The organism is Ochrobactrum sp. PL_is483, assembly GCF_055816855.1.
This window is the reverse complement of sequence record NZ_JBVPGS010000022.1, coordinates 25017-51038: the sequence shown is the minus strand read 5'-3', so window position 1 is coordinate 51038 and position 26022 is coordinate 25017. Positions and strand designations below refer to the sequence as shown.

Annotated in this window: 25 protein-coding genes; 16 read left to right on the top strand and 9 right to left on the bottom strand. The window is 57.7% G+C overall.

What is annotated here, in order from left to right:
• The first annotated feature begins 2 nt into the window (after positions 1 to 2).
• The 8 genes from AC0TNJ_RS02915 to AC0TNJ_RS02880 all read left to right on the top strand — a co-directional run bounded on the left by AC0TNJ_RS02915 (position 3) and on the right by AC0TNJ_RS02880 (position 6444).
• Entirely contained in the window at positions 3 to 446 is a 444-nt protein-coding gene (locus AC0TNJ_RS02915; protein WP_473770181.1) for an SRPBCC family protein, read from the top strand.
• Between the two features lie 200 nt (positions 447 to 646).
• Complete coding sequence (locus AC0TNJ_RS02910) at positions 647 to 934, top strand: DUF2249 domain-containing protein (protein WP_122000103.1); 288 nt, start codon at positions 647 to 649, stop codon at positions 932 to 934.
• Positions 935 to 968: 34 nt separating this feature from the next.
• The gene (locus tag AC0TNJ_RS02905; RefSeq protein ID WP_473770180.1) at positions 969 to 2336 is read left to right on the top strand and encodes a hypothetical protein; all 1368 of its coding nucleotides are present in this window, start codon (positions 969 to 971) and stop codon (positions 2334 to 2336) included.
• Positions 2333 to 2866 carry a DUF2249 domain-containing protein gene (locus tag AC0TNJ_RS02900; RefSeq protein WP_473770179.1) on the top strand — a complete coding sequence of 178 codons (534 nt, stop codon included), beginning with the start codon at positions 2333 to 2335 and terminating at the stop codon, positions 2864 to 2866. The genes AC0TNJ_RS02905 and AC0TNJ_RS02900 overlap by 4 nt, the downstream gene beginning before the upstream one ends.
• Positions 2867 to 2871: 5 nt before the next feature.
• A complete protein-coding gene (locus tag AC0TNJ_RS02895) occupies positions 2872 to 3189 on the top strand; it encodes a metal-sulfur cluster assembly factor (protein WP_473770178.1) in 318 nt (105 codons plus the stop codon).
• A 278-nt stretch (positions 3190 to 3467) separates the two neighbouring features.
• Positions 3468 to 4598, top strand: a complete 1131-nt coding sequence (gene nirK, locus AC0TNJ_RS02890; protein WP_122000099.1) for a copper-containing nitrite reductase — start codon at positions 3468 to 3470, stop codon at positions 4596 to 4598.
• A gap of 129 nt (positions 4599 to 4727) precedes the next feature.
• Positions 4728 to 5648 carry an SUMF1/EgtB/PvdO family nonheme iron enzyme gene (locus AC0TNJ_RS02885; RefSeq protein WP_473770177.1) on the top strand — a complete coding sequence of 307 codons (921 nt, stop codon included), beginning with the start codon at positions 4728 to 4730 and terminating at the stop codon, positions 5646 to 5648.
• Positions 5649 to 5748: 100 nt separating this feature from the next.
• The gene (locus AC0TNJ_RS02880) at positions 5749 to 6444 is read left to right on the top strand and encodes a Crp/Fnr family transcriptional regulator (RefSeq protein WP_473767610.1); all 696 of its coding nucleotides are present in this window, start codon (positions 5749 to 5751) and stop codon (positions 6442 to 6444) included.
• Positions 6445 to 6587: 143 nt separating this feature from the next.
• Here the strand turns inward: AC0TNJ_RS02880 and AC0TNJ_RS02875 are convergent, their stop codons facing one another.
• A complete protein-coding gene (locus tag AC0TNJ_RS02875) occupies positions 6588 to 6743 on the bottom strand; it encodes a hypothetical protein (RefSeq protein ID WP_010660610.1) in 156 nt (51 codons plus the stop codon).
• A gap of 103 nt (positions 6744 to 6846) precedes the next feature.
• On the opposite strand from AC0TNJ_RS02875, the gene AC0TNJ_RS02870 reads away from it, so the two are divergent.
• From AC0TNJ_RS02870 to AC0TNJ_RS02845, 6 genes are all read left to right on the top strand, one after another.
• A complete protein-coding gene (locus AC0TNJ_RS02870) occupies positions 6847 to 7410 on the top strand; it encodes a cytochrome c oxidase subunit 3 (RefSeq protein ID WP_473770176.1) in 564 nt (187 codons plus the stop codon).
• Between the two features lie 8 nt (positions 7411 to 7418).
• Positions 7419 to 7691: a cytochrome C oxidase subunit IV family protein gene (locus AC0TNJ_RS02865; RefSeq protein WP_473770175.1), complete on the top strand. Its 273-nt coding sequence runs from the start codon at positions 7419 to 7421 to the stop codon at positions 7689 to 7691.
• 158 nt (positions 7692 to 7849) lie between these two features.
• Entirely contained in the window at positions 7850 to 8302 is a 453-nt protein-coding gene (locus AC0TNJ_RS02860) for a c-type cytochrome (RefSeq protein ID WP_006466562.1), read from the top strand.
• Positions 8303 to 8328: 26 nt separating this feature from the next.
• Positions 8329 to 9675 carry a nitric-oxide reductase large subunit gene (locus AC0TNJ_RS02855; RefSeq protein WP_122000094.1) on the top strand — a complete coding sequence of 449 codons (1347 nt, stop codon included), beginning with the start codon at positions 8329 to 8331 and terminating at the stop codon, positions 9673 to 9675.
• Positions 9676 to 9736: 61 nt separating this feature from the next.
• The gene (locus AC0TNJ_RS02850) at positions 9737 to 10549 is read left to right on the top strand and encodes an AAA family ATPase (protein WP_473770174.1); all 813 of its coding nucleotides are present in this window, start codon (positions 9737 to 9739) and stop codon (positions 10547 to 10549) included.
• Positions 10550 to 10560: 11 nt separating this feature from the next.
• Complete coding sequence (locus tag AC0TNJ_RS02845) at positions 10561 to 12462, top strand: nitric oxide reductase activation protein NorD (protein WP_473770173.1); 1902 nt, start codon at positions 10561 to 10563, stop codon at positions 12460 to 12462.
• A 28-nt stretch (positions 12463 to 12490) separates the two neighbouring features.
• On the opposite strand, the gene AC0TNJ_RS02840 is transcribed toward AC0TNJ_RS02845, so the two are convergent.
• From AC0TNJ_RS02840 to AC0TNJ_RS02830, 3 genes are all read right to left on the bottom strand, one after another.
• Positions 12491 to 14542: a TRAP transporter permease gene (locus AC0TNJ_RS02840; protein ID WP_473767615.1), complete on the bottom strand. Its 2052-nt coding sequence runs from the start codon at positions 14540 to 14542 to the stop codon at positions 12491 to 12493.
• Positions 14543 to 14713: 171 nt separating this feature from the next.
• Entirely contained in the window at positions 14714 to 15703 is a 990-nt protein-coding gene (locus AC0TNJ_RS02835) for a TAXI family TRAP transporter solute-binding subunit (RefSeq protein ID WP_473767616.1), read from the bottom strand.
• Between the two features lie 71 nt (positions 15704 to 15774).
• On the bottom strand, positions 15775 to 16038 hold the full coding sequence (locus AC0TNJ_RS02830) for a hypothetical protein (RefSeq protein ID WP_473770172.1): 264 nt from the start codon (positions 16036 to 16038) through the stop codon (positions 15775 to 15777).
• Between the two features lie 173 nt (positions 16039 to 16211).
• Between AC0TNJ_RS02830 and nhaA the strand changes: the two genes are divergently transcribed.
• Positions 16212 to 17393, top strand: a complete 1182-nt coding sequence (nhaA, locus tag AC0TNJ_RS02825) for a Na+/H+ antiporter NhaA (RefSeq protein WP_473767617.1) — start codon at positions 16212 to 16214, stop codon at positions 17391 to 17393.
• A gap of 89 nt (positions 17394 to 17482) precedes the next feature.
• Complete coding sequence (gene ku, locus AC0TNJ_RS02820; protein WP_473770171.1) at positions 17483 to 18283, top strand: non-homologous end joining protein Ku; 801 nt, start codon at positions 17483 to 17485, stop codon at positions 18281 to 18283.
• Positions 18284 to 18332: 49 nt separating this feature from the next.
• Here the strand turns inward: ku (AC0TNJ_RS02820) and ligD are convergent, their stop codons facing one another.
• From ligD to AC0TNJ_RS02795, 5 genes are all read right to left on the bottom strand, one after another.
• The gene (gene ligD, locus AC0TNJ_RS02815) at positions 18333 to 20837 is read right to left on the bottom strand and encodes a DNA ligase D (protein WP_473770170.1); all 2505 of its coding nucleotides are present in this window, start codon (positions 20835 to 20837) and stop codon (positions 18333 to 18335) included.
• Between the two features lie 2 nt (positions 20838 to 20839).
• Positions 20840 to 21694, bottom strand: a complete 855-nt coding sequence (gene ku / locus AC0TNJ_RS02810) for a non-homologous end joining protein Ku (RefSeq protein WP_473770169.1) — start codon at positions 21692 to 21694, stop codon at positions 20840 to 20842.
• A 17-nt stretch (positions 21695 to 21711) separates the two neighbouring features.
• Entirely contained in the window at positions 21712 to 21834 is a 123-nt protein-coding gene (locus tag AC0TNJ_RS02805; RefSeq protein WP_473767620.1) for a hypothetical protein, read from the bottom strand.
• 337 nt (positions 21835 to 22171) lie between these two features.
• A complete protein-coding gene (locus tag AC0TNJ_RS02800) occupies positions 22172 to 22888 on the bottom strand; it encodes a site-2 protease family protein (protein WP_473770168.1) in 717 nt (238 codons plus the stop codon).
• Positions 22889 to 23281: 393 nt separating this feature from the next.
• Positions 23282 to 26011: a hypothetical protein gene (locus tag AC0TNJ_RS02795; RefSeq protein ID WP_473770167.1), complete on the bottom strand. Its 2730-nt coding sequence runs from the start codon at positions 26009 to 26011 to the stop codon at positions 23282 to 23284.
• Positions 26012 to 26022: the final 11 nt, after the last annotated feature.

Genomic DNA, 26022 nt, shown 5'->3' with positions numbered 1-26022 from the left:
CCATGCCCCGCACAATTCGCCTGCACCGCGTATTCGCCACCAAGCCGGAAAAGGTCTATCGCGCTTTTATCGAGCCGGACGCCATCGCCAGTTGGCTGCCGCCTTATGGCTTTGTCTGCACCGTCCATGAGCTGGAGGCAAAGGTGGGCGGCAAGCACAGAATGTCTTTCCGGAACTTTACGACGGGCCAAGGCCACTCATTCGGCGGCACATATATCGAACTCGTTCCGGGAGAAAGGCTCGTCTATACGGACAGTTTCGACGATCCCAACCTGCCGGGCGAAATGAAAGTCACGATCACGCTGAAAGCCGTATCGGTCGGGACGGAAATCAATATCGAACAGCAGGGCGTGCCGGATATCATTCCCGCTGAGGCCTGCTATCTCGGCTGGCAGGAATCCCTCGAAAAGCTGAAGAAGCTGGTCGAGCCTGAAATCAACCAGTAACGCCGTTTCACGAATGAGGTGCGGGGGTGGCAATAAAGATTGCCGCCCCGCATCATCGATTGAATGGAATATCGGACAGAATTTCCCGTCTTCTTTGAGATACAACAAATCCGGTTTGCGCCTGTCACTCTAGAATGGCTCCAATGATGATGCGGCTGTCGTCATCATGCTTCGAAGCCTGACAGCCACGGAACAATAAAATGTCGGCAGAACCTGTCTCCCCAACCCCGGTAATTGATGTTCGCACCATACCGCCCATTTCGCGGCACGCGACGATCTTCTCCATGATCGATGCGCTTGAACCCGGCGAAGCGCTGGAAATCGTCAACGATCACGATCCAGTGCCGCTGCGCCACCAGCTTGAAACCCGCAATCCGGCCACTTTCTCCTGGGTCTACAAGGAAACAGGCCCGCTGTGGCGGGTCGAGATCGGCCGCCGAAAAGTCCATCATGGCGCGGGCCATGAATGCACCTGCGGCAATCACTGAAGTCTCATAGGCACCCTGACCCGGACGAATTGAGATGATCGGCGCGACGCTTTCCCGTTGGACCCTGTCCTATTTTACCGCTTCGCTGGCTTTCCTCGTCTTTGGGCTTGGATTGCTGGCGGGTGGTTTCGGCTTTCCGGTTCATGGGATTCGCGCCGCCGAGACGCTCATTGTCGTGCACGCCGTTTCCATCGGATGGCTGGCCCTGCTGATGAGCGGCGCACTCATGCAATTCGTGCCGGTTCTGGTGAACGGGCGCTTATGGGGAAGCCGTGCGAGCCTTCCCGCCTTGCTTCTGCTGGTGACGGGCCTTTGCGGCCTGCTCACCGGCTTTGCGGGCATGGCGGGGCTGGCGGAAAGTCCGGCATGGCTGCTGCCGGTATCCGGCATCCTGCTGACCTGCGGTTTCTCCATCATTTTCGCAATATTGGGCATGACGCTCTGGCTTGCCCGCCCGATCGCCCTGCCCGCGCGGTTCGTCGCGGCCGGCATATGCTGCCTTGTGATAACCGCCCTGCTCGGCAGCGTTTTCACATTCACGCTTTCCGGATTGGCGGAACAGGCCGTCCTGCTCGATATTGCGGGATCAGCCTTGCCGGTTCACGCCGCGCTTGGCCTTGGCGGCTGGATGACGTTTACCGCCATGGGCGTCAGCTACAGGCTTCTGACCATGTTCATGCTGTCGCCCGACGCCGTGCGGCAGACAACCAGAATCATATGGTGGGAAGGCGCTGCCGCTCTCACCATCCTTGCAGCCGGGATCGTCATTGCAGCGATGGAAATGGGATCGACCGAGGTTGCCGTCACAGCGGCTCTCGTTCCCGGCATCGCCTGCGTCGCTCTTTATATGATCGATATTCAGGCGATCTACCGGCAACGCAAGCGCAAGACGATTGAATTGAACAGCGCCGCCAGTATTCCGGCCTTCATCGCGCTGGGGCTGTCACTGCTGCTGGCGATTGCCCTGTTCTGGACAGGCACCTCCGATCAGATGATTGCCGGTCTCGTCTATCTCTTCACCTTCGGCTGGCTGAGCGGCCTGAGCCTCGCCCAACTCTACAAGATCGTACCGTTCCTGACCTGGCTGGAATGCTATGGCCCCGTCATGGGACGCGCGCCGACGCCGCGCGTGCAGGATATGGTCAGCGAACGCCGCGCGCGGCAATGGTTCGCTCTTTATTATAGCGGCGTTGCAGTCGGGACGCTGGCCCTCATCGCCAGTTATCCGACCGTGTTTCGTCTGGCCGCAGGTTTGAATCTCGTCGCCATACTCGGATTGACCGTGCACTTCTTTCGCGCCCGGCGGCTTCTTGATGTACCCAACGGCCTGCGTCTGCCAAAAGGGGCAACCCTGCCGCATCTGATCTATGCCGGTGAACCAATTTTCAGGAGATCGAAATGACACCCTCAGTTCAGGACATCGCACACCATGTGCTGGATGTGCGCCCGCTGATCAAGGGCGGCGTGGAACCGTTCAATGCCATCATGGAAGCAGTCGACGGCCTTGCGCCGGGGCAAGGCCTCCTGCTGATCGCGCCGTTCAAACCGGCACCGCTTTTCAGCGTCATGGAACGGAAAGGCTTTTCCGCAAAGGCCGAGCCGCTGGAAAACGGCGACTGGCAGGTGCTTTTCAGCCCGGCGGCGGATACTGCGCCGGAATTGCAGTTTTCGGAGAATGTCGTTTCGCCGGATGTCTGGCCCGAACCGTCGCGCTATCTCGACTGTTCCGACATGCAGCCGCCGGAACCCATGGTGCGCATTCTTGCCGAAGTGGAGGACATGCCCGCTGGTGCGGTTCTGTTTGCCCTCCTGCACCGGGAGCCTTTGTTCCTGTTCCCCGAGCTTGAAAATCGCGGCCATGCATGGGTCGGCAATTTCGACGAGACCGGCAACGCCTATCGCATCATGATACGCATCGGACAGCCGAGGTAGTTGCCATGCATCCCGCAGCCGATGCCCCGATGGAACAGCAAATCATCGATAATCTCCGTCTGGTGCTCGATCCAGAACTCGGGTTCAACCTGATCGACCTTGGCATGATCTACAGCATCGACATACAGAACGGCGGCGTTGTCGATATCAGCATGACGACCACGACACCCGGTTGCCCCGCAGCCGGTTTTCTGACCGATGCCGTGCGCGCCAGCGTCGAATCCGTCGAAGGCGTTTGCGCGGTGAATGTCGAACTGACCTATGAACCGGAGTGGATTCCGGAGATGGCAGCGCCTGAAGTACAGGCCCGATTTGGAGAATAATCCAAAGCCACGCGAACTATCATCGCAACCAGCGAACGGTGCCAGACTGTTCGCTGGTTTCTGTTTGGGCAGAACCTTTTGCCGTCAAGCCTTTGCGCCAGCGCAAACAAGACGAAACATAAATCAATCGATCAAGATAAGCCATTGATATTGCAATATTAATATTACCCGATTTTCTGCGTCACCTTGATCGCAGTCAAGGACCATCCACACAGCCTTTTCTATAGTCGTCATGACAGAGCAGGAAATGCTCGGTCCTATCGTAAAGGAGAGTATCGATGGTCGACCAGATGCAAATCAGCCGCCGCAGCATATTGGCGGGAGCCGCCCTGGCTGGGGCGCTCGCGCCGGTGCTGGCAACCACATCGGCCTGGGGACAGGGCGCGGTGCGGAAGGCAAGTGCTGCGGAGATAGCGGCCCTGCCGCGCCAGAAGGTGGAGTTGGTGGACCCTCCCTTCGTGCACGCCCACAGTCAGGTTGCCGAGGGCGGCCCCAAGGTGATCGAATTCACCATGGTGATCGAGGAAAAGAAGATCGTCATCGATGACGCGGGAACCGAAGTTCACGCCATGGCGTTCAACGGCACGGTTCCGGGACCGCTGATGGTTGTGCATCAGGACGATTATGTCGAGCTGACGCTCATCAACCCCGAAACCAACACGCTGATGCACAATATCGATTTCCACGCGGCAACGGGTGCGCTTGGCGGCGGCGGGCTGACCGAAATCAATCCGGGTGAAAAGACCATCCTGCGCTTCAAGGCGACCAAGCCCGGCGTCTTCGTCTACCACTGCGCACCTCCCGGAATGGTTCCCTGGCATGTCGTCTCGGGCATGAACGGCGCGATCATGGTGCTGCCGCGCGAGGGACTGCATGACGGCAAGGGCAAAGCCCTGACCTATGACAAGATCTATTATGTCGGCGAGCAGGATTTCTATGTGCCGCGTGACGAGAACGGGAAATTCAAGAAATACGATGCGCCGGGCGACGCATATGAAGACACCGTCAAGGTCATGCGCACCCTCACCCCGACCCATGTTGTGTTCAACGGTGCTGTCGGTGCCCTCACCGGCGACAAGGCGATGACGGCGGCGGTTGGCGAGAAGGTCCTGATCGTCCATTCGCAGGCCAATCGCGATACCAGGCCGCATCTGATCGGAGGTCACGGGGATTATGTCTGGTCGACCGGCAAGTTCAACACGCCGCCGGACGTCGATCAGGAAACCTGGTTCATCCCGGGCGGCGCAGCCGGAGCAGCTTTCTATACGTTCCAGCAGCCGGGCATCTATGCCTATGTGAACCACAATCTGATCGAGGCTTTTGAACTTGGCGCGGCAGCCCATTTCAAGGTCACTGGCGAATGGAACGACGACCTGATGACCTCGGTTCTCGCGCCGTCGGGCACATAAGGCAAATGCATGAAGGCGCTTCGCCTCCCGGGGCGCCTTTGGCCAAATCTTCCCCAATGATGCTTTAGGATGAAAGGCTCGGGGCTGCATCCGTCTGCCTCCCGGATGGATGCGGCCCTCTGTTATCCGATGAACAAGTGCAAAGGAAAGAAGTGCCTGCGTGAGCTTGCGGTGGCCGTTCCGGCGGTTCTGCTGGCGGTTGTCGCGGGACTGTTCGTCGTTGACGCCGTGGGACGTCCGGGCCAATCGCTGCCGGGTGCGTCCGCGCTGCGTCCCGAAACGGTTGTCATCACGCCCCGCACCATGACTTATCGGGCCGATGGCGACTTCCAGAAGAACAATTATCCGGTGGACGCCCCGTTGACGACGCGCAGGCTGTCACGGCCATTCGAGATCATGAAATATCAGGTCGGCACGGCTGACTACGAGCTTTGCGTAGAGGACGGCGCATGCCAGCCTGCCGAGGCCTTGCCGCACAATCACGATGCACCGGGTGCCGAGGCACCTGTCGTCGGCGTCAGCTACGATGATGCACAGGCCTATGCCGACTGGCTGTCGCGCAAGACCGGCGAAAACTGGCACCTGCCGACAGACGAGCAATGGGCTTTCGCCGCAGGCTCGCGCTTTCCCGATGATGCGCTGGGCATCGAGGATGATTCCGCCAGCAATCCGGCAGTCCGCTGGCTGAGGGACTATGAAAAGCAAAGCGCCCGCAAGCTGGACAGAAGCCCGGCGCGACGCCCTGCCGGAGCATTCGGCGTCAATGAACTCGGAGTAGCCGACATTGCAGGCAATGTGTGGGAATGGACGCAGACCTGCCACCGCCGTGTCAATATCGATGCCTATGGCAAGCAGGTTGCGGAAGTGCCCTCATGCGGTGTTTATGTGGTCAACGGCAAGCACCGCGCAGCGATGAGCTCGTTCATCCGCAACCCGAAAACCGGAGGATGCAGCGTCGGCGTCCCGCCCGACAATCTCGGTTTCAGGCTGGTGCGCGACAACCGCTGGTATGCGGTGGTGTGGAAGCGTATCCAGAACATCGGCGCATGAGGGATTAGCTGTGAATGCCCGGTCCCCGGCTCCGAAAACAATTCCAAGCCCGCTCTGCTGTGCTAAGGTAGACGCAGGATTTTGGAGTGTGAGAAACGCAATGTCCATGATAGATCGCGGACTCGTCAGGAAACTGTCCCTGTTCGCCAAAATGAGTGACGGTGAACTCGACAAGCTTGTTTCCTATGCAACTACAAAGCGTGTTCCTCCTGGAGAAGCGATCTTTGAACAAGGTGACGATGCGGTTCTTTTCTATCTCCTCCTGCATGGGCGGTTGAAGGTCAATCAGGTGACGCCGGACGGACAGCAGATCATCGTCCGCATGGTGCATCCGGGCGATCTTTTCGGATTTGCCAAAGCCTTGCAGAGAAGCGATTATCCCGGCACGGCGGTCGCCGTGGCGGAAAGCATCGTTCTCGCCTGGCCGACCGAGCTTTGGGACTATTTCGTCGAGCAGAATCCCGGTCTGGCGATGAATGCAATCCAGACCATCGGCAAGCGGCTGGAAGAAGCCCATACGCGCATCCGCGAAATGTCGACTGAAGAAGTGGAACGGCGCGTCGCGCACACGGTTCTGCGCCTTGCGCGTCAGGCCGGACGGAAAGAAGAAGACGGTATCCGCATCGATTTCCCGATCACCAAGCAGGATATCGCCGAAATGACCGGGACGACGCTGCATACGGTATCGCGCATTCTCACCGGCTGGGAAGCACAGGGATTCGTTCGCGGCGGACGCCAGAAACTGACCGTTCTCAATATGTCGGGCATCAGGCGGCTTGCCGACGGCGAGCGATAGAGCGGCGGGAAGACACGGAAATTTCGGCGAAAACAGCCGCCGACAACGAACTGAAATCCAACTAAAACAAATATTTAAAGATAGTTCTTTTCAAAGAGATTCGGGATGACGGGCAGCGCATTCATGGCGCCCGTCTCCCTCGCCTACTGACCGAGGAAAAGGACGGCGGCAATCACGATGGAAGCCGCAACGGCGGACAGGGTGCCAGCGCCTTGCAAGGCTCCCATGCGATAGAGAACCAGTGAAAAGCCGATGATCGCCGGTGTCGCGACCATGAGTCCGATCTGTGCGTCCGTCATTGAAATTCCCTTTGCTATGGTGGCGATACAATGTCGCCATCAGTGCGCTTGTTCTTTGCCAAAACGCAAAGAAGCTCCCAATTGCGGGCGCTAGGCATGTTCCATGTCTGGAACCGAAGATTTGAGCATAGTTGCGATGGGTTCAGAGGATCGCCTGGAAGACGATCTTCTGCTGTGGATTCTCGTGTGGAGCGAGCTCGTCGCCTTCGCGATCCTGCTGGTCGCTTTCATGGTGATGTCGATCATCGACGTGGAAGGGGTGGCGCGGTTGCGTTCGCATCTGAGCCCTGCCCTCGCGGCGACCAACACCGTCGTGCTCCTGATGAGCGGCTGGCAGGCGGCAATTGCCGTGCGCAGGCGCAATAATTTGAGCCAGGCTCGCCGTCCGCTTTTATTTGCCGCCTTTTTCGGCCTGGGTTTCGTGGCGATCAAGCTCGTTGAATATTCGCATGAAATCCGGTTCGCGGGCGATGAGGCGGCCGGTTCCTTCTTCGAGCTTTATTTTCTGCTGACCGGCTTTCACCTGATGCATGTGCTGTTCGGCTCGCTCATTCTGGCGCTCGTCGCTTGGCGACCGACACGCTCCAATGTCCTGCTGATCACGACGCTCTGGCACGCCATCGACCTCGTATGGCTGGTGATGTTTCCTGTCCTTTATCTTGCCTGAGGCCCGCAGTGTCCGACCGTGATCCTTCCCTGACCCGAACATTCGTTTTTCTCGTTCTCCTTGCGGTGAGCGGCGCATTCATCGCAGCCACCAGCGGCGGAACGCTCGCCGCCATCGTCGTGGTGTTGATTCTGGCTTTTGCGAAAGGCTGGTTCGTCATCCTCGATTTCATGGAAATGCGCGGAACCCGCGGCACATTGAAGCCCGCCCTTCTGGCCTGGCCCGCCATTTTGCTGGCGCTTGCGCTGGTGCGCTCCATCATTGTCCGTGCTCTCTTCTGAACATCTGTATTGGTCTTTGCCAAATCGCAAAGAAGGCTTTCCTCCGACCGATAGAACAGTCCTGTCCCGTGATGCTGGCGAGGGGTTGACCAGCCGCATTATCGACGGGGGGATTTGTTGCCGGGGCCTTGTCCCCCGGCATATGAAAGGACGAAGGGATGGCAGAACGCCTAACCAAGACCGGCGCCCGAAACGTCTTCTATGGCGGGTCTATTTTCTTTTTCGCGATCTTCGTGGGGCTGACGGCGCACAGCCACTATTACATGAAAACGACATCCACGGATGAATCCACGCTGACGGCCTCGGTCGCCCGCGGCAAGCACATCTGGGAGAAAAACTCCTGCATCAACTGCCACACGCTGCTCGGCGAAGGCGCCTATTTCGCGCCTGAGCTTGGCAATGTCTGGAAGCGCTGGGGCGGCGAAGAAGACCCGGAAGGCGCACGCGAGACGATGAAAGCGTGGATGCAGGCACAACCCACGGGGATCGAAGGGCGTCGCCAGATGCCCCAGTTCAACCTGAGCGAACAGGAACTCAACGATCTGGCTGATTTCCTTGAATGGACCAGCCGCATCAAGACGCAGGACTGGCCGCCCAACGAGGCAGGCTGAGCGCGGGATGAACGGAGTTACACATTATGAAATATGAAAGCCAAAAGGTCGCGATGCTCTATTTTTATGGAGCACTCGTGCTGTTCATCGCGCAGGTCGCATTCGGCGTTCTCGCCGGTACGATCTATGTTCTGCCCAATACGCTCTCCGAGCTTCTGCCCTTCAACATCGTCCGCATGATCCACACCAACGCGCTGGTCGTGTGGCTTTTGATGGGGTTCATGGGTTCGACTTATTATCTGCTGCCGGAAGAAACCGAAACCGAACTTTACAGCACCAAGCTTGCTGTCATCCAGTTCTGGCTGTTCTTCGTGGCGGCGGGTATCGCCGTTGTCGGTTACCTGTTCCATATTCACGAGGGGCGCGAATTTCTCGAACAGCCATTCATCATCAAGGTCGGCATCGTCGTTGTCTGCCTGATATTCCTGTTCAACATCACGCTGACGGCGCTCAAGGGCCGCAAGACCACTGTGACCAACATTCTTCTGTTCGGTCTGTGGGGGCTGGCGCTGTTCTTCCTCTTCGCCTTCTACAATCCGATCAATCTCGCGCTCGACAAGCTTTACTGGTGGTATGTCATCCATCTGTGGGTTGAAGGCGTGTGGGAACTGATCATGGCGTCGATCCTCGCCTTCCTGATGATCAAGCTCAACGGCATCGACCGCGAAGTCGTGGAAAAATGGCTCTATGTCATTGTCGGCCTCGCCCTGTTTTCCGGCATTCTCGGCACCGGCCACCATTATTACTGGATCGGCGCACCCGGTTACTGGCAGTGGATCGGCTCGCTGTTCTCCACGCTGGAAGTCGCGCCGTTCTTCACCATGGTCATCTTCACCTTCGTGATGACATGGAAGGCCGGTCGCAAACACCCGAACCGCGCGGCCCTTCTGTGGTCCATCGGCTGTTCGGTCATGGCCTTCTTCGGGGCAGGCGTATGGGGCTTCCTGCATACGCTGTCGTCGGTCAACTACTACACCCACGGCACGCAGCTTACTGCCGCCCACGGGCACCTCGCCTTCTTCGGCGCCTATGTCATGCTCAACCTCGCAGTCATGGCCTATGCGATCCCCGAACTGCGCGGGCGGGCGCCCTATAACCAGATGCTTTCCATGGTGAGCTTCTGGGCCATGTGCACCGCCATGTCCGTGATGACCTTCGCGCTGACCTTCGCAGGCGTCGTCCAGACCCATCTCCAGCGTGTGTTGGGAGAAGGATTCATGAATGTGCAGGACCAGCTGGCCGTATTCTACTGGATACGCCTCGGCTCCGGCGTCGTGGTGGTGATCTCGGCCTTCATGTTCATCTGGGCCGTGCTGGTTCCGGGCAAGGAACGCCGCGAAAACGCAAGCCCCTTGATACAGCCCGCCGAATGATCGCTGCCAACAAGCCCCGCCATTGGCGGGGCTTCATTGTCTGACACAAAGGAAAACGGCCATGAACCCCATTCTCAGAAATGTAGAAAATGCCAATGTCTCGATCCCGCCATACAGCCCGTCCGGCAATGAATGTGCGCTCTTTGAAATGGCCTGGACGCGCAAGCTGCCACTGCTGCTGAAAGGCCCGACCGGCTGCGGCAAGACGCGGTTTGTAAGCCATATGGCCGCAAAGCTCGGCCTGCCGCTTTCGACGGTTTCCTGCCATGATGATCTGGCTGCTGCCGATCTGACCGGGCGCTATCTGCTAAAGGGCGGCGATACAATATGGGTCGACGGCCCGCTGACCCGCGCCGTGCGCGAGGGCGGCATCTGCTATCTCGACGAGATTGTCGAAGCGCGCAAGGACGTGGCCGTGGTTCTGCATCCGCTGACTGACGACCGCCGCCTTCTGCCATTGGAACGCACCGGCGAACTGCTTGAAGCGCCGGATGGCTTCATGCTCGTCGTGTCCTATAATCCGGGTTATCAGAACCTGCTGAAGTCCCTCAAGCCAAGCACACGCCAGCGCTTCGTCGCCATCGAGTTCGACTTTCTGCCCAAGGAACAGGAAATCGCGGTGGTGAGCGAGGAAAGCGGCCTCGCTGCACAAAAGGTCGCGCCACTGGTGGCACTGGCTCATCGCTTACGCGGCTTGAAAGGGCATGATCTGGAAGAAGGCGTTTCCACACGCCTGCTGGTCTACTGCGCGACGCTGATCGAGGCAGGCATGTCGCAACGCGAAGCGGCGCGCGCCGCGATGATCGAGCCGCTGACCGATGAGCCGGACGTGAAAGCCGCCCTGATTGAAGTCGCTGATGCAATGCTGAAATAGGCGGGGCCGCAATGCTGGATTTTCTGGAACTGGAGGAAACAGTCGGTCGGGCGTGGCATCGCCTGATCGGCAAGACGGGATCGTGGCCGCATTATCCGGAGCACGCCGTACAGCTTGGCGATATTCGCCAGAAGCTCGCCATCTGCTTTCGTGGTTTTGGCGGCGATGTTGCCGTGCAGATTGCCCCTGCCCGTGCCCGAACTTCCGGGCACAGGCTGGGGTTGCGGCAGCGCATGGCTCTGGGCGAGGAAAAACTCAGCCAGCCATTGCGGGACGAAGCGACATTGATGCTGCCGCCGGAGATCGCGCTCTTTCCCGACCGCGCGCTCAATTACGATCTTTATGTCTGGCTTGCCGGTTACATGGCGGTCATGCCGGTTGAGGTGAAGGAGCCTTCCACCGATCCGCTGCGCCGCAATCTTGCGTCGCTTGCGTTGGCGTCGGAGACGGTTGCGAAGACTTGCGGGGTTTTTCCCGGTTTGCAGAACCGCTATGCGCGCCTGTGCGAAGCGTTGCTCGCTGTACGTCCGAAACGTTCGCTCCATGGGCTGGAGCGACAGGTGGAAGAGCGCATTCTGGCGCTTCTGAAGCAGGGGGCCGGATTGCCGGATGACAGTCTCCCCACGATCTTTCCGCATTGCGCGCCAGCGGGCTATCTGCCTGCCCTGCCCGTTCCGCTCTGGCCGGAATTGATAAGGCGGGAGGAAACCGCGCCGCGTGACAGCGACGACCAGCCGGTGCCCGGCAGCAAGGTGGAAGGTGTGGAAACCGGGCGGCAGATCGCCAACCGCGAAAAGCAGGACCCGAGACTGGCCGACCGTAGCCCGTTCATTCTCAACCGTTTCGAGAAAATCCTGGCCATGGCCGAAATGGTAAGCGTCGACCGGCCAACCGATGATAGCGATGAACAGAACGCCAAATCCGCCGACGAGCTTGACGATCTCACATTGGGCGAGCGCAAGGGCAGACCGGCTGCGCGTTTCCGGTTCGACCTCGATCTGCCGCCCGAAGCCGTCGACGGGGCGGCTCTTTCCGCCAAACTGACCTATCCGGAATGGGATTACCGCAAGGCGACCTATCTTCAGGATCATTGCAGCGTTCTGGCGGCACCGGCGCAGGCCCGCGAAGACGCTCTGGAACTGGATGACGAAGCGCGAAGCCTCGTGCGCCGCGTGCGCCGCCAGTTCGAGATCCTGCGTCCGGGCCGCGAATTGATGCGGGCACAGCTCGATGGCAACGATCTCGACCTTGATGCCGTGGTCCGTTCGCGGTGCGACTTTGCCGCTGGCGGTCAGGGCAGCGACCGCGTGCATCTGATGAGCCGCCCCATGGCGAACGACCTTGCCGTTACCATTCTGGTCGATGTGTCGCTATCCACCGATGCGTGGATCGACAACCGGCGTGTGCTGGATGTGGAAAAGGAGGCGCTTCTGGTTCTGGCCAATGGCATTGCTGCCTGTGGCGACCGCTGCTCCATCCAGACCTTTACCTCGCGCCGCCGCTCATGGGTGCGGGTCGAGACGGTGAAGGACTTTGACGAAGCTTTCGGGCCAGCGGTCGAGCACCGCATTGCCGCGCTGAAACCCGGTTTCTACACGCGCATGGGAGCAGCCATCCGCCATTCGACGGCAAAGCTTGCCGAACAGCCCAACCGAAAGAAGCTTCTGCTGGTGCTGACCGACGGTAAACCGAACGATGTCGATCACTATGAAGGCCGGTTCGCGCTTGAAGACAGCCGCAGGGCGGTCCAAGAAGCGCGCGCCAGAGGCGTCAACGTCTTTGCCGTGACGGTCGACCGCGAGGCGAGCAGCTATCTCCCCGCACTTTTCGGCCGGAGAAACTATGCACTCGTCGCCAAATTGTCGAAACTGCCATTCGCTCTGCCAGCGATCTATCGGATGATGACTGGCTGAGCCGGACAGGCAATTTTCGCGATGTGCCTCAAGCAGCTTGAGGCTGTCGCACCGACGAGAGGTGGCGAACCACAACCGGCACCAGAAGCGCCAGCCCCACGAGCGAGGAGTAAATCTCCGGCGCAACCAGCAGGATCGCGGCCACGATCAACAGGACATTTTCCCATGCCTTGGTGCGCACCAGGAAAAAGCCCGACAGTGCGGCGCCAAGCGCGGTGATGCCGATGGCGCAACCGAGGAAGGCCACGGAGAAATCCAGCCAGTTGAAACCCGACGTGACCAGCAGCAGCGACGGAGAGAACACAAACACGAATGGCACAAGCACCTTGCCGAGACCGAGCCGGAAGGCTGTATTGCCGGTCTTGAACGGATCAGCGCCCGCCATCCCCGCCGCCGCATAAGCGGCGAGCGCGACGGGCGGGGTGATGTCCGCCAGCACGCCATAATAGAACACGAAGAAATGGGCCACGATTGGCTCGACACCCAGCAGCCCCAGCGCAGGCGCGGCGATGGTCGCCATGATGATATAATTGGCCGTCGTCGGGATGCCGCAACCCATCAGAATGCAGACGATCCCCGTCATGATGAGCGTGAAAAGCAGCGTCAGGGTCTGCGGACCAAACCAGGCGGCAGGCAGAATGGTGCCGAAATAGGTGGCGAGCTGCGCCGCCGTCGACGTCACGATATAGGAAATCTTGAAGCCGACGCCGGTAAGCGTGACCACACCGACGATAATGCCGACAGTCGCCGCCGCCGCGCCCACGGCGAGCGCATATTTGGCGCCATCGCGCAATCCGTCAAAAATCTCGCCTATCGACATGCGCTTGCGCGGATTGAGCAAACCCACCGCGATACACAGCGTAATGCCCCAGAATGCAGCCAGATAAGGCGTGTAGCCCGACAGAAGCACCCCGATCAGCACGACCAGCGGAATGACGGTCGGCCAGTCGCGCTTGAAAGCTTCCTTGAGGTCGGGCAGCTCTTCCTTGGTCATGCCGCGCAAGCCGTTGCGCTTTGCTTCGAAATGGACCTGCATCAAGACGCCGAAGAAGTGCATGAAGGCCGGCACGATGGCCGCCAGAATGATCGTCGTGTAAGGCAGGTTCAGGAATTCGATCATCAGGAATGCGGCGGCACCCATGATCGGCGGCGTGATCTGCCCGCCTGTCGACGATGCGGACTCAACGGCGGCGGCGAAATGGCGCTTGTAGCCAAGCCGGATCATCGCCGGGATGGTGAGCGAACCGACCGTCACCGTATTGGCGACCGACGAACCGGAAATCATGCCGAAAAGGGCCGACCCGAAAATGGAGACTTTTGCCGGGCCGCCCGCGAAACGGCCCGCCACCCATGCCGCGCAATCCAGAAATAGCTGGCCGAGGCCGATGCGGGTGGCAAACACCCCGAACAGCACAAAATGGAAGACATAGGTTGCGACCACGCCAAGCGCGATGCCGTAGATGCCCTGCGTCGTCAGATAAAGATGATCGACAAGCTGGCTGACGGTCGCGCCGGGATGGACGAGAATGCCCGGCATATGCTGCCCGTAAATGGCATAGAGCATGAACAGGACCGATATGATCGGCAGCGGCCACCCGACCGAGCGCCGTGTCGCTTCCAGCAGAACCAGAATGAGAAGACCGCCAAGCACAACGTCTGTCGTCGTCGGATTGCCGACACGGAACGCCAGATCGTCAAGCGGAATCATCGGAACATGGGCAACGGACACGACCGCGATGATCGCCAGCGCCCAGTCGATGATGGAAATGCCAAGCGGCCTCAGCCATGACGACGTCGTGGGCTGGTCGTAACCCTTGCGGGAAAACGGAAAGACGAGGAAGACCAGACCAAGCACGAAGGAAAGATGGATGCCGCGATGCACCATTTCCGACAAAAGGCCAAAGCCCGCCGTGTAATAGTGGAAGAGGGAAAGTATGATGAGCAGCCCGCCGACGATGCGCGCTGCCAGCGGTGCCAGCGGGCGAAAGCGTATCTCGGAGTCGAACTTTTCTTCCAGCTCGCGCGCCTTGGCCTCATCCAGTTCCATGGGCGACAGTTTCGTCTCTTGCTCGCTCGCCATACTGTCCTCTCCATTCAGAGCGCAGCCGATTCAACTGAATCGGGAAATCGCTCTAACCGCTTGTTTTAACAAAATTATCGATATGAAAGATGCTTTTTCGAACTGGAAGAAAATGCACGGAGTTCGGGTGAAACTCCGTGCATCTTGTTCATCCGAACCGGAATGGGCGACTTATTTCAGTACGCCTGCTTCCTTGTAGAAACGCTCCGCACCGGGATGCAGCGGAATGCCGAGGCTCGTCGTCGCCGTATCGAGCTTGATCAGCTTGCCTTTCGCATGTCCGGCATCAAAAGCCTTTCTGCTGTCGTCGTTAAACAGGGTCTTGGTGATGTTGTAGACCAGTTCATCCGGCTGCTTGGCGTTCGTGACCCACTGTGCCGCGACCGCCAGCGTTTCGGTTTCGCCGACATCCTTGTAGGTGTCGGTCGGCACCGTATCCTTGGAGAAGAACGAATATTTTTCAAGAATCTTCTGCGCTTCCGGACCAGAGATCGGGACCAGCGAAATGCCGTTCGACGTCGCCAGTTCCGAGATTGCGCCGGTCGGATAGCCGCCAACGAAGAAATAGGCGTCGAGCGCGCCGTCCTTCAGACGCTCGCCAGCCGGACCGGGCTTCAGATGCTCGGCCTTGATGTCGCTTTCGCTCAAGCCATATGCTTCCAGAACGATGCGGGCATCGACAATCGTGCCTGAGCCCGGCTCATCGATGGAAACGCGCTTTCCCTTGAGATCGGCAACGGATTTGATTCCCGCATCCTTGCGGGCGACCAGATGGATCGTCTCGGGATAGAGCGTAGCAATCAGGCGCAGATCCTCGACCTTGCCCTTGCCCTCATAAAGGCCGGTGCCCGTATGCGCCCAATAGGCGACGTCGGACTGGGTGAAGCCCGATTCGAGCGAGCCGGACTGGATAGCGTTGATGTTCGCGACCGAACCATTCGATGAAACCGCCGTGGCCACCAGACCGGGTACGCCCTTGTCCCCTGCCCCGGAAATCGCATTGGCGATCAACCCGCCTATCGGATAATAGGTGCCAGCCGTGCCGCCGGTGCCGATGCGGAAGAAGGCTGGAGACTGCGCGACGGCAATGCTGGCCCCGACAGCAAAAATGCCTGCAAAGGCGGCAACCACACCGCGCCGGGTGATTTTTCCCAATGTCATAACTGTTCTCCGTTCCCTGGATAATTTTGTTCAAATTGTGTCGCCGAACATGGAAAGACCGACGCGGCTTGTCAAGCACCACTTCCGGGATCGCTAATCTGCCAACGCTCCCTCGCGCTTCTTTCAGAGCCTTTCCAAAAGTCGCCATGCCGGCCTGCCGCTTTTTGATTCAGGCTCTCAGGGGCATGCCAAGCCTTGCTTACCTTATTCATTTCATTCCGAGAATGGCAAATCAACAATTGTGGAAAAGTACAAATCTCAAATAATAATGAGACTAACACATAATATTCATCAAATAATAATCCATGACCATAAAATAGATTTTCTCTATTCAATCAACTTATAATCCTACAATACGTCGCCCATCGATAATCCCGTCACGGATTGATCATATGACTTGAATTTACAGATTTTCTCGCTATCTTACTTTCATGGCGTGTGCTGCGTGCGCCCAGGGAAAACCCTGAATACGGAGACTGTTTTTAACCGTTTCTGTCAGGGAGCTGCCATGGCTGGTCGCATTCAAAATACTATACGCAATTTTCTCGATAGTGAGTCGTCAGGCGGCCTGTTGCTCATAGCTGCGGCCATAGCGGCGCTGCTGGTGGCGAACTCGCCGCTTTCGGAAACCTATTTCAGCGCTCTCCATGCCTATCTCGGCCCGCTTTCGGTGCAGCATTGGGTCAATGACGCGCTGATGGCGGTGTTCTTCCTGATGGTCGGACTGGAGATCAAGCGCGAGATGGTCGACGGCCATCTTTCCTCCTGGCCGCGCCGCATTTTGCCGGGCGTAGCTGCTGCGGCAGGCATGGCGGTGCCTGCTCTGGTCTATCTGTCGTTCAACCTCGATAGCGGCGCATCTCACGGCTGGGCGATCCCGGCTGCGACCGACATTGCATTTGCGCTCGGTGTCATTTCCTTGCTGGGACCGAGAGTTCCCACGTCGCTGAAGGTGTTTCTCGCCGCCCTTGCCATCATCGACGATCTCGGCGCGGTAATTGTCATCGGGCTGTTCTACACAACCGGCGTTTCTCTGATCGATCTGGGACTGGCTGCGGCTGTCGTAGCCGCGCTGCTGGTCTTGAACCTGAGCGGCGTAAAACGTTTGACACCCTATCTGCTGTTGGGTCTCGCGCTGTGGTTCTTCACCTACCGTTCCGGCGTTCACGCGACCATTGCGGGCGTCCTGCTGGCGCTGACCATTCCAATCAAGCGCACGCCCGCGAAACCCGAAGCGACGATTGCCGAAAGCCCGTTGCATCTGCTCGAGCATAGCCTGATCAAGCCGGTTTCGTTTATCATCGTGCCCATATTCGGCTTCGCCAATGCAGGCGTCAGCTTTGCGGGCCTCGGCACGGAAGCGTTTTTCGCGCCGGTGACCGTGGGCGTCGCCGCCGGTCTGGCGGTCGGCAAGCTCGTGGGTATTTTCGGCGCAGTGTCGCTGCTGGTAAGAAGTGGAATTGTGGACCTGCCAGCCGGCGCAAGCTGGACGCAAATGCTGGGCACGACGCTTCTATGCGGCATCGGCTTCACCATGAGCCTGTTTATCTCGCTTCTCGCCTTCAATGACACCATGCTGCAAAATGAAGCGAAGATCGGAATCCTGATTGGCTCGCTTGTCGCCGGACTTGCCGGTTTCATCGTCCTGCGCTTTGCAAGGCGAGCAGACGGGCGAAATTTCGGCGGTTAAAGCTCGACAGGTTCCTGGGGTTGCACAAATCCGAACGGGAACCATCCGGCTCCCGGCGGGTTATCCTGTTCTTCCCGGAGGATCAGGCCGTGCCCCACAGTTTCTGGAAAGGCTATCTCAAACTCTCGCTCGTCACATGCGCGGTGGAACTGACGCCTGCGACCAGCGACAGTGAAAAGGTGCGCTTTCACACCCTGAATGCCGAGACCGGAAACCGGGTGATCAGCCGATATGTGGATTCGGTTACGCGCAAGCCCGTGCGCGATGATGACGAGGCGAAAGGCTTCGAGAAAGACGATGGCAGCTATATCCTTCTTGAAGAGGACGAACTGGAAGCCGTAGCGCTTGAGAGCACGAGAACGATAGACATCGACAAGTTCGTGCCGCGCGACAGCATCGGCTGGATCTGGTATGACAAGCCGCATTATCTTGCCCCTTCCGACAAGGTCGGTCAGGAGGCCTTTGCCGTCATCCGGGAGGCGATGGAGAAAAGTTCGGTCTTCGGCCTGGCCCGCCTCGTCATGTACAGGCGTGAAAGAGCGGTGCTTCTGGAACCTTGCGGGCGCGGGATTGTCCTGTGGACGCTGCGCTTCGGCGATGAGGTGCGGAAAGCCGCCGATTATTTTTCCACCATTGAGGAAAGCAAACCGGACACGAAGCTGTTTTCCATGGTCCGCAAGCTTATCAAGGACAAGACGGAAGACTGGAATCCCGACTTCCTTCAGGACCCCGTGCAGAAGAACCTCCAGTCCATGATTTCCGCCAAAAAGAAAAAGAAACCGGCAGCCGGATCGAAGCCCCGCAAGGCAGCACCGGCCACGGAGGGCAATGTCATCAATATCATGGACGCATTGCGCAAAAGTCTCAGCAGGGAAGGCAAGAAATCGTAAAGCCACCGGCTCCGGGCGTTGGAGCGCTTCCTGTAGGTGTTGCCACTTCTTATTTTTTCATTTTCGGCAATGGCGTTTCCGCGCCGCGGAAATCCTGCCAGGGGTCGCTTTCCAGCGCGGCCAGCCGGGTCGGCGTGTTGGGAATGGTAAAATGGGCTGGACCTATCGCCTGCGTGACTTCATCCCAAGCAAGCGGCATGGAAACCGCAGCGCCGGGGCGCGCCCGCGGCGAGTAAGGCGCTACCGCAGTCATGCCACGCTGATTGCGCAGATAATCGATCAGAATCCTGCCTTTGCGCTTGGCCTTGGAGATCGTCGATACGTAGCGCTCGGGGCTGTCCGCAGCCATCTGGTCGGCAATAGCCTTGGTAAAACTCTTCAGCGTGTCCCAGTCAGCCTTGGGCTTGAGCGGCGCCACCACATGCAGCCCCTTGCCGCCGGATGTTTTGGCAAACGCCGCCAATCCGGTTTTCTCCAGACGCTCCCTGACTTCCAAAGCTGCTTCAATCACGCGTGACCAGGGAACGCCCTCGCCCGGATCAAGATCCATCGTCAGTATATCCGGCAATTCCCAGTTCTTGAGCGTCGATCCCCATGGATGAATTTCCAGCGTTCCGGCCTGCACCAGACCAATCAGCCCGTTGAAATCCCGGATGCTGATATAGGGTTCCTCCGCCTTGTCCTTTGGGTCCTGAACCTCGACAATATGTTCGTTCAACCCTTTCCATGCGTGCTTCTGGAAGAAGTGCTCCCCTTCGATGCCGGTCGGACAGCGCACCAGCGCCAGAGGACGGTTGACGATAAAAGGTTCGATACGGGGCCAGACTTCGGCATAGTAATCCGCAAGCCCTTGTTTTGTAACGCCCTCCTCCGGCCAGTAAACGCGGTCGGGATGTGTGAGTTTCACGTCGATTTCCCCAGTGCCTTTGTCGGAAACACGAGCTGACACGGCTTGCTCCTCCCATATTACATCGCTGGCGGCCTTATCCTCGCGCAGCCCCCTGAAGGAAGCGTGACGCAATCGCTTGTCGGCAGTCCATGCGCGAAATTCGATTTCCGCTACCAGCTTCGGCTTGACGAAGCTGGCGCCCCGCCTTTCATCCGCTGTCAGAGGCACAGCAAAGGGGCTTTCCTCGAGCCGCATGGCATGCAGCCGCTTGTAAAGTTCCTTCGCAATATTGACAGAAAAGCCCGTTCCCACCCGGCCCACCGGGACCAGCCCCTTTTTATCGTGCACCCCCAGCAGCAACGAGCCGATTGCCCCTCGCATTGCCGTTGAGGGAACATAACCCGCAATGACGAATTCCTGCCGTCCGATGCATTTCGATTTCCGCCAGTCGCCGCTGCGCCCGCTTTTATAGGATGCGTTCTCCAGCTTCGACACAATGCCTTCAAGCCCTAGCCCGCAGGCGTTCTTCAGCACCGCAGCCCCATCGGCATCAAAGGCCTCGCTGAAGCGCAAGGTCGATGATTTGGCAGGGACCAGTTTTTCAAGCAGCTTCTTGCGCTCGACCAAGGGAGACCGGCGAAGGTCCTGCCCATCGACATAAAGAAGATCGAAGAGATAATAAGCGAACCGATCCGAACGCCCCTCGCTCAAATCTTCCTGCAAAGCTGAAAAATCGGACAGTCCCGACCGGTTTTCTACAACGATCTCACCGTCAAATATGGCTTCGTCCACTCCAGTCCCAACGAGATCGTCAATGATCGACTGGCCAAACTTGCCCGTCCAATCCAGCCCGCTGCGCGAATAAAGCGTAGCCTTGCCCCGCGCAACGTGGGCCTGGATGCGATAGCCATCGAATTTTATCTCGTGAAGCCAGCGGCTTCCCTCCGGCGCAGCCGGTACAAGCGTGGCAAGCTCAGGCTTGACGAAACCCGGCATCGGCCCCGGATGCGCATTTTTAGGAACCGGCCCCACAGGCTTCTTTGGAGCGGCGGCCTTCTTCCTGATTGCCCCGGTTTTCGATGACCAGCCCGGCGCCTCGTCCTCAACATCGGCGATGCCGCGGCCGGTCTTTACGGATTGGGGCTGTTCTTCAAGAATGTCAGGCTCGTTCTCGTCTCTGGCAAACTCGTCCTCTCCCTTGATGAGAAGCCAGTTTTCCCGCTTCTCGCCCGGCTTTCCGTGCATACGGACCAGATGCCAGCGCCCTTTGAGTTTTTCTCCGGCAAGCTCAAACTCAAGATGCCCTTTCTTGTATTGCTTGTGCGCATCGCCGGTGGATTTCCAACGCCCCGTATCCCAAACGATGACCGTGCCGCCGCCATATTCGCCCTTGGGTATTGTGCCTTCGAAGCCTGCATATTCAAGAGGATGATCCTCTACATGTACGGCAAGGCGCTTTTCGCCGGGAACGAGGCTCGGACCCCGCGTTACGGCCCAGCTTTTCAGCACGCCGTCCATCTCCAGCCGAAAATCATAATGCAATCTCCGGGCATCATGCTTCTGCACGACAAAAAGATCACCTTTCGCGCGGGAGGACTTGCCGCGCGGCTCTCTGGTCAGGGTAAAATCGCGTTTCTTGCGATAGGTTTCGAGCGGCTGTCCCATGATCAGCCAGCCCTTTTGGCAGACTTCGCATCGGGTTTAGCCCGGGATTTCGTTCTGCCTTTTGCAGTTTTGGCCGATGCTCGCCCCCCACCCAGACCGGCGCTCTTGCGGAGAGCCTCCTTGAGATCGATGACCTCGGCAGTTTTCGGCGCAGCCGGCTTCCTGAGCGGCTTTCCTTCAATCTTTGCCTTGATCAAGTCAGCCAGCGCCGTATCGTAGCGATCGTCGAAACCGGCAGGGTCAAAACTGCCCATCTTGGTGTCGATGATGTGTTTTGCCAGATCGAGCATTTCCTGATCGAAGCTGAACGCGCCCAGATCGGCAAATGCGTCTGATGCGGCGCGCACCTCATACTCGAAATTGAGCGTAGTCGCGATCAGGCCGTCGTCATATGGGCGAATGAGGACCTGTCGCGCACGACGAAAGAGAACAGTTTCCGCAATTGCGGCTACCTTTTCGGCCTTCATGCCCTCGCGCACGAGTACGAAACTCTCGTCATCGCCAACCGGAGCCAGATAATATGGCCGGTCGAGATAGACATCGTCGATCTCATCGCATTTGACGAAACGGGTGACATTCAGCGTCTTGTCGCTTTCTGGAATAGCGGACGCGATCTCCTCTTCGTCAAAGCTCAAATAAGAGCCGGATGAAACCTCGTATCCCTTGACCTGTTTCTCGCGCGGCACGGGCTTGCCCGTATCGCTGTCCACGAATTCCCGGCTGAGACGATTTCCGGTCTTGCGATTGACCAGATGAAACGAAACGCGTTCGGAGGTCGATGCGGCGGTGAACAGCGCGACAGGACACAGAAGCTGTTCGATTTTCAACTGGCCTTTCCAGTTTGCACGGGGTGCCATGGATTGCCTCGCTCTTTTCAAGCGCCATCTTCATGCCGGGTGGTTCCCCCGGTGCGTTTCAGATAGTGCGCATATCCGAAACCGCCGACGAGAAGCACAGGCAATCCGATCAGTACGATCCAGAACAAGAACTCACCCATTTTGCCCTCCATCGCTGTCGGCTGGAGCGGCTCAGGTCAAAACAGGACACTGGAACCGCCACGCGGGACAAACTCATGAAGGGACACTATTGTTCCGACATCGCGACCAAAACGCGGGCATCCGATCGAAGCAGGATCAGAAATCCGTCCAGTGGACTGATTTCCGTACGCAGGCGTTTCTCACTTTTCGGGATGCGGGCTAAATCTATCGGTCTGTTCTTCTGGGTCTGTTGCGCGCGTCTGCCAGCCGAGCCGCTGATGGAATTGGACAACACCGTGCCGTTATTGTCCGCATCTCAATTGTCGGATCGGGCTCGCACTCGACCTGCGCTGGCAACTATTCAGCCCAGAACCTGAACAGTGAGAGGCCCGTAAAAATGTAGGAAGGTGCGATATCGAGCTTTGTCGTGAGCGTAGAAACCGCGTTCCAGATCGCAAGGCCGACAGATTTATTGAGAAAAATCATGATCAGGAATGGCCCCAGAAGCGGTGTGAAAGCATAGGCCTGTTTCTGCATTTCCTCCGGCAGGTAAGGCGACAAAATCCCGAACCCATCCAGCCCCGGTATCGGCAGAAGATTGAGAACCACCGCCGAAGCCTGAAGCGCGGCCAGAAACGCCACGGCCGACCAGAAATCGTCATTGTCCATCGCATAGGCCCAGCCACTCACAAAGGGCAGACCCAGGGCCAGAAGAACGACCAGATTTGCCAGCGGGCCCGCCGCTGATATCAGCGCCCCCCAATGCTTGCTGCGCACCGCGCTCCTGTCGATCGAAACCGCGCCGCCGGGCAAGCCTATGCCGCCGAGCATCAGATAAACAAGCGGCAGACCGAAGCTCGTCAACGGGTGAGCATAAGCAAACGGATCGAGGCTTAGATATCCTTTTGAAACGACGGACCGGTCACCCCCCATATAGGCAGCCAAGGCGTGCGCACCCTCATGCATGCAGAGCGAAATTATCCAGCCTGAAGCAACAAAAACGAAGACAGCCACAAGCGACTGAGTGGCTTCGCGAAAAAGCGCGACACCCGACCCAATGAAGAGAACGCACATGAAGATGAAGTTCAGACTTATACCTTTATAAGAGGCCGTATTTTTATAAACACTATTCATTCAACAAACCACCGCACGGAAAACCATGTAAAACACAACGCTCGCCAAGAAAAATATCAGAATGAACTCCAATACCCCCCTTGGCGACATCTTTCTCTCGGGAGAAAGCATTATATTCGAGCGCATTTCGATCCGACTAAATCTGATCGGCGCTTTAATCTTTTGTATTTACGTACATCTTATCCGGAAGCCGCCCCCCCCTCAGACAGGATGAGAACTCGAACCGGAAATCTGGAAGACGATATTTTACCCGGGAAGTAAATCTGTCGGCGACCATTTTGCACGTATTTTTATCGCCCGCCGGAGCGCTTGCACGTCCGGCGAGTGATAGGTTCAGCCGCCGACACCCCCCGAAACTTCCGCACCCTGCAGTTTTTCAATCGCGCGATCGATATCGGCATCATCGTATGAGAAGGCACTGTCCGCGAACGAACATGTATATGTCCGCCTGGAAGCCCGGAACTCCTGCAATGCGCGTCCGTTCTCGCCGAGAGCTTGCAACGCCGCTCCGCGCAAAGCCCTTGTCTGGCCGCATAAACTATACCGGTTAGTGGCACCGTCGAGATAATACAGCGCCTGCCGCGGTAAACCCTCCTGCAGACTATCATATGCAAGATAGTTGTTAGCGAAACTTCTCAACTCACTGCTCCAATATTCTTCGTCAGCGATTGCCACTGCGTACTGCGCCGCTTTTCTGGCTTCGCCTGAGTTTTTTTCCGCGCTGAGATTTGCAATCTGCGCTTGGAGCCCCTCACGGGTTGTAACCGTAACGGCGACAGCCCCATAGGGCGCGCGGCAGGCTGGGATATCGAACATCTGGCTCGAAGCACGGGTCCAATATCGTGACTTTTCTTGCTCAGCAACGTTTTGAGCGGCCTTCAGGACCTCTGATATCATCGTCCGAACGACCTTCCGGTCATCGGGAGCAACTGTATTCAGGCAACGAACAGCCTGTTTCAGAAAGCCGCCCCAGCCGATGATCTCTTCACTCCAGACAGGAAGTGCCTCATCAAATACAGCCAGACGCAGCGCATTGTCGGAGCGATAAGTGCTGCCGATTACATTATCTATCATGCTAGGGAGAAACCGGGCTGCTAATCCGGTTTCGTCATCCGGTTTCTGGCCTGGAAGTAGATCCAAAGGGCTGGCTGCATTTTCGTTGGATACGACTGAAGCATTCACCAAGGAGAGCAACAAGCTGTCGCTGGCGTTTAACAATAACTCCAGTTGTGCAGCCACTTGAGCGATGTTTTGCTCCTCAAAATTCGCGATCGAGCCGAGGTTGTTGTTCAGGAACCGCTTGATCAGCACCTGATGCAATTCCTGCTCCGGGGACACTATCGAACGTGCCTCGCTGGTGCGGGGCGGCAGAAGCTCCCACAGAGCGGCCTCGTAAAGCGGATCCAGCAAGGATGCTACTTCGAGCAGCGGCCCCCACTGCACCAAAGTCTTTTGAATGTTCTGGCGTTCTTCAACCGATGCCTGGCGATAAAGTTCAGCCAGCTTTTCCAGCTTGCGTTGGCGGGCAATCAACGGCGTCAGCGGCTTGACAGATTTCGTCGTCTGGTCCGACAACTTCGAGAGCTGAGAGCGAAAACCAACAATATCCAGAGGACGGCTGACATCTCGCAACCGCGCGCTTGTTGCCGAACGATCGTTCTCAAGCAACGGAGCCGCCTTGTTCATCCTGGCAGCAAGCGACACAAAACTGGTTGTTTCTACGGCATCGTTTCCAGCGGCAATCTCGAAAAGGGATGCAAATTGATCTGCCAGCACCGTCGCGACAGGCTGATCCATAAGATCGCTGTAACGCCAGCTTGTGGCAAACGTCATCAATGGAAATACCAGCATAATGGTCGCGGCGGCTTCCAGCACCCATAAATGCCCGCTCAAAGCAGGTCGCTTGCGACGTTCCGCGAGATAATTCCGTCTCTCCCCGGGGAATATGACCCCTCGCCTGTCAACGTCTTCAACATAGCGAGTATAGCGCTGGACGGTTCGCCTATAATGCGTCGCGGCGAAACAAACCCTGCATGCAACAGACACACATAAACAAAGCAGCGCTATCAAAACCCAGTCCACATGCAACGTGTTCAATGAGGCGCTAAGCGCACAGATCACGGCTGCTACTGCAAAGCCCGTTTTCCTGAAACCGGCGTCGGCAAGACGGGAACCAGGGGTGAACAAGCTTTTGATATCGAATTGAAACGGCCAACGTCCCTGTTCTTCGGCCTTCTCGAAGAAGTTGTTCAGGGGGGCATCTTGGAAAAGAACGATCCTGTCCTCAGGAAGGAAAAGGGGCAGTCCGTTCACTGGGTTGCTGTAGGCCGTGTCGGGATTCTGCCGCCGTTCAATCAGCGCTCTTGCCGTTTGGGCCCGTGCCAACCAGGAGAAATATCGATCCGCTGTCCTTTGACCCGCAATTTGCGCAAAACCCAATCCAAACCATGTGAACTGGCATTCATTTTCGATCTGCTCGACCACGGCAGCTGGGCCGCTTCCAGTTTCGAAGTTAGCAAGATCATCAGGGTGGTATTCGTCAGGATCCGGTAAAAATTCTACCAGTCTACGCGCTATCGTCTCCTGAAGTGTCCGGTGTTCATCCAACCCAAGCAGGGCAGCCTGATTGAAAAACGCCGACCAGCTTTCTGCTTTCCACGCTTTCATCGAATAATAATTATTCGTCTTGATATTTTCGATTAGCCCATTCAGCCTCTCATAGACCGCTTTAAGCACCGCGCGGTGCTGGGCATCACTTTGGGTCAGCGGGACTGCATCAGTATCTGCGGCAGCGCTGTTCCCTTGAACGGCCTTTGACACCACAACGATGTCATCGAAGTCCGTTTCCGGGAGTGAGGCTGTCACTTCTTCCGAAAAATCCACGTCGTCATCGGGCAGCGTCGCCAACAAAAACGCCTCATCCCGGGCTTCGACCAAGCGCTGAAACCCAACGGGATCTTCATCCGGGCGAAACCGCTTCAACTGACGCGCATAAGCCCGGCGAATTTCACGTTCGTCCCGGGTCGCGGCAATATCAAGGACACTCCAGCAATCATCAGACATGCGCGGCCCCT

Bases quoted from the DNA above. Each gene is read 5' to 3' on its own strand.
- nirK (WP_122000099.1), top strand. From the start codon at position 3,468: ATGGTCGACCAGATGCAAATCAGCCGCCGCAGCATATTGGCGGGAGCC.
- AC0TNJ_RS02910 (WP_122000103.1), top strand. From the start codon at position 647: ATGTCGGCAGAACCTGTCTCCCCAACCCCGGTAATTGATGTTCGCACC.
- AC0TNJ_RS02915 (WP_473770181.1), top strand. From the start codon at position 3: ATGCCCCGCACAATTCGCCTGCACCGCGTATTCGCCACCAAGCCGGAA.
- AC0TNJ_RS02905 (WP_473770180.1), top strand. From the start codon at position 969: ATGATCGGCGCGACGCTTTCCCGTTGGACCCTGTCCTATTTTACCGCT.
- AC0TNJ_RS02835 (WP_473767616.1), bottom strand. From the start codon at position 15,703: ATGACATTGGGAAAAATCACCCGGCGCGGTGTGGTTGCCGCCTTTGCA.
- AC0TNJ_RS02800 (WP_473770168.1), bottom strand. From the start codon at position 22,888: ATGTGCGTTCTCTTCATTGGGTCGGGTGTCGCGCTTTTTCGCGAAGCC.
- AC0TNJ_RS02850 (WP_473770174.1), top strand. From the start codon at position 9,737: ATGAACCCCATTCTCAGAAATGTAGAAAATGCCAATGTCTCGATCCCG.
- AC0TNJ_RS02885 (WP_473770177.1), top strand. From the start codon at position 4,728: ATGAACAAGTGCAAAGGAAAGAAGTGCCTGCGTGAGCTTGCGGTGGCC.
- nhaA (WP_473767617.1), top strand. From the start codon at position 16,212: ATGGCTGGTCGCATTCAAAATACTATACGCAATTTTCTCGATAGTGAG.
- AC0TNJ_RS02845 (WP_473770173.1), top strand. From the start codon at position 10,561: ATGCTGGATTTTCTGGAACTGGAGGAAACAGTCGGTCGGGCGTGGCAT.
- AC0TNJ_RS02870 (WP_473770176.1), top strand. From the start codon at position 6,847: ATGTCTGGAACCGAAGATTTGAGCATAGTTGCGATGGGTTCAGAGGAT.
- AC0TNJ_RS02805 (WP_473767620.1), bottom strand. From the start codon at position 21,834: ATGGGTGAGTTCTTGTTCTGGATCGTACTGATCGGATTGCCTGTGCTT.
- ligD (WP_473770170.1), bottom strand. From the start codon at position 20,837: ATGGGACAGCCGCTCGAAACCTATCGCAAGAAACGCGATTTTACCCTG.
- AC0TNJ_RS02875 (WP_010660610.1), bottom strand. From the start codon at position 6,743: ATGACGGACGCACAGATCGGACTCATGGTCGCGACACCGGCGATCATC.
- AC0TNJ_RS02840 (WP_473767615.1), bottom strand. From the start codon at position 14,542: ATGGCGAGCGAGCAAGAGACGAAACTGTCGCCCATGGAACTGGATGAG.
- AC0TNJ_RS02795 (WP_473770167.1), bottom strand. From the start codon at position 26,011: ATGTCTGATGATTGCTGGAGTGTCCTTGATATTGCCGCGACCCGGGAC.
- AC0TNJ_RS02855 (WP_122000094.1), top strand. From the start codon at position 8,329: ATGAAATATGAAAGCCAAAAGGTCGCGATGCTCTATTTTTATGGAGCA.
- AC0TNJ_RS02880 (WP_473767610.1), top strand. From the start codon at position 5,749: ATGTCCATGATAGATCGCGGACTCGTCAGGAAACTGTCCCTGTTCGCC.
- ku (WP_473770169.1), bottom strand. From the start codon at position 21,694: ATGGCACCCCGTGCAAACTGGAAAGGCCAGTTGAAAATCGAACAGCTT.
- AC0TNJ_RS02895 (WP_473770178.1), top strand. From the start codon at position 2,872: ATGCATCCCGCAGCCGATGCCCCGATGGAACAGCAAATCATCGATAAT.
- AC0TNJ_RS02860 (WP_006466562.1), top strand. From the start codon at position 7,850: ATGGCAGAACGCCTAACCAAGACCGGCGCCCGAAACGTCTTCTATGGC.
- AC0TNJ_RS02900 (WP_473770179.1), top strand. From the start codon at position 2,333: ATGACACCCTCAGTTCAGGACATCGCACACCATGTGCTGGATGTGCGC.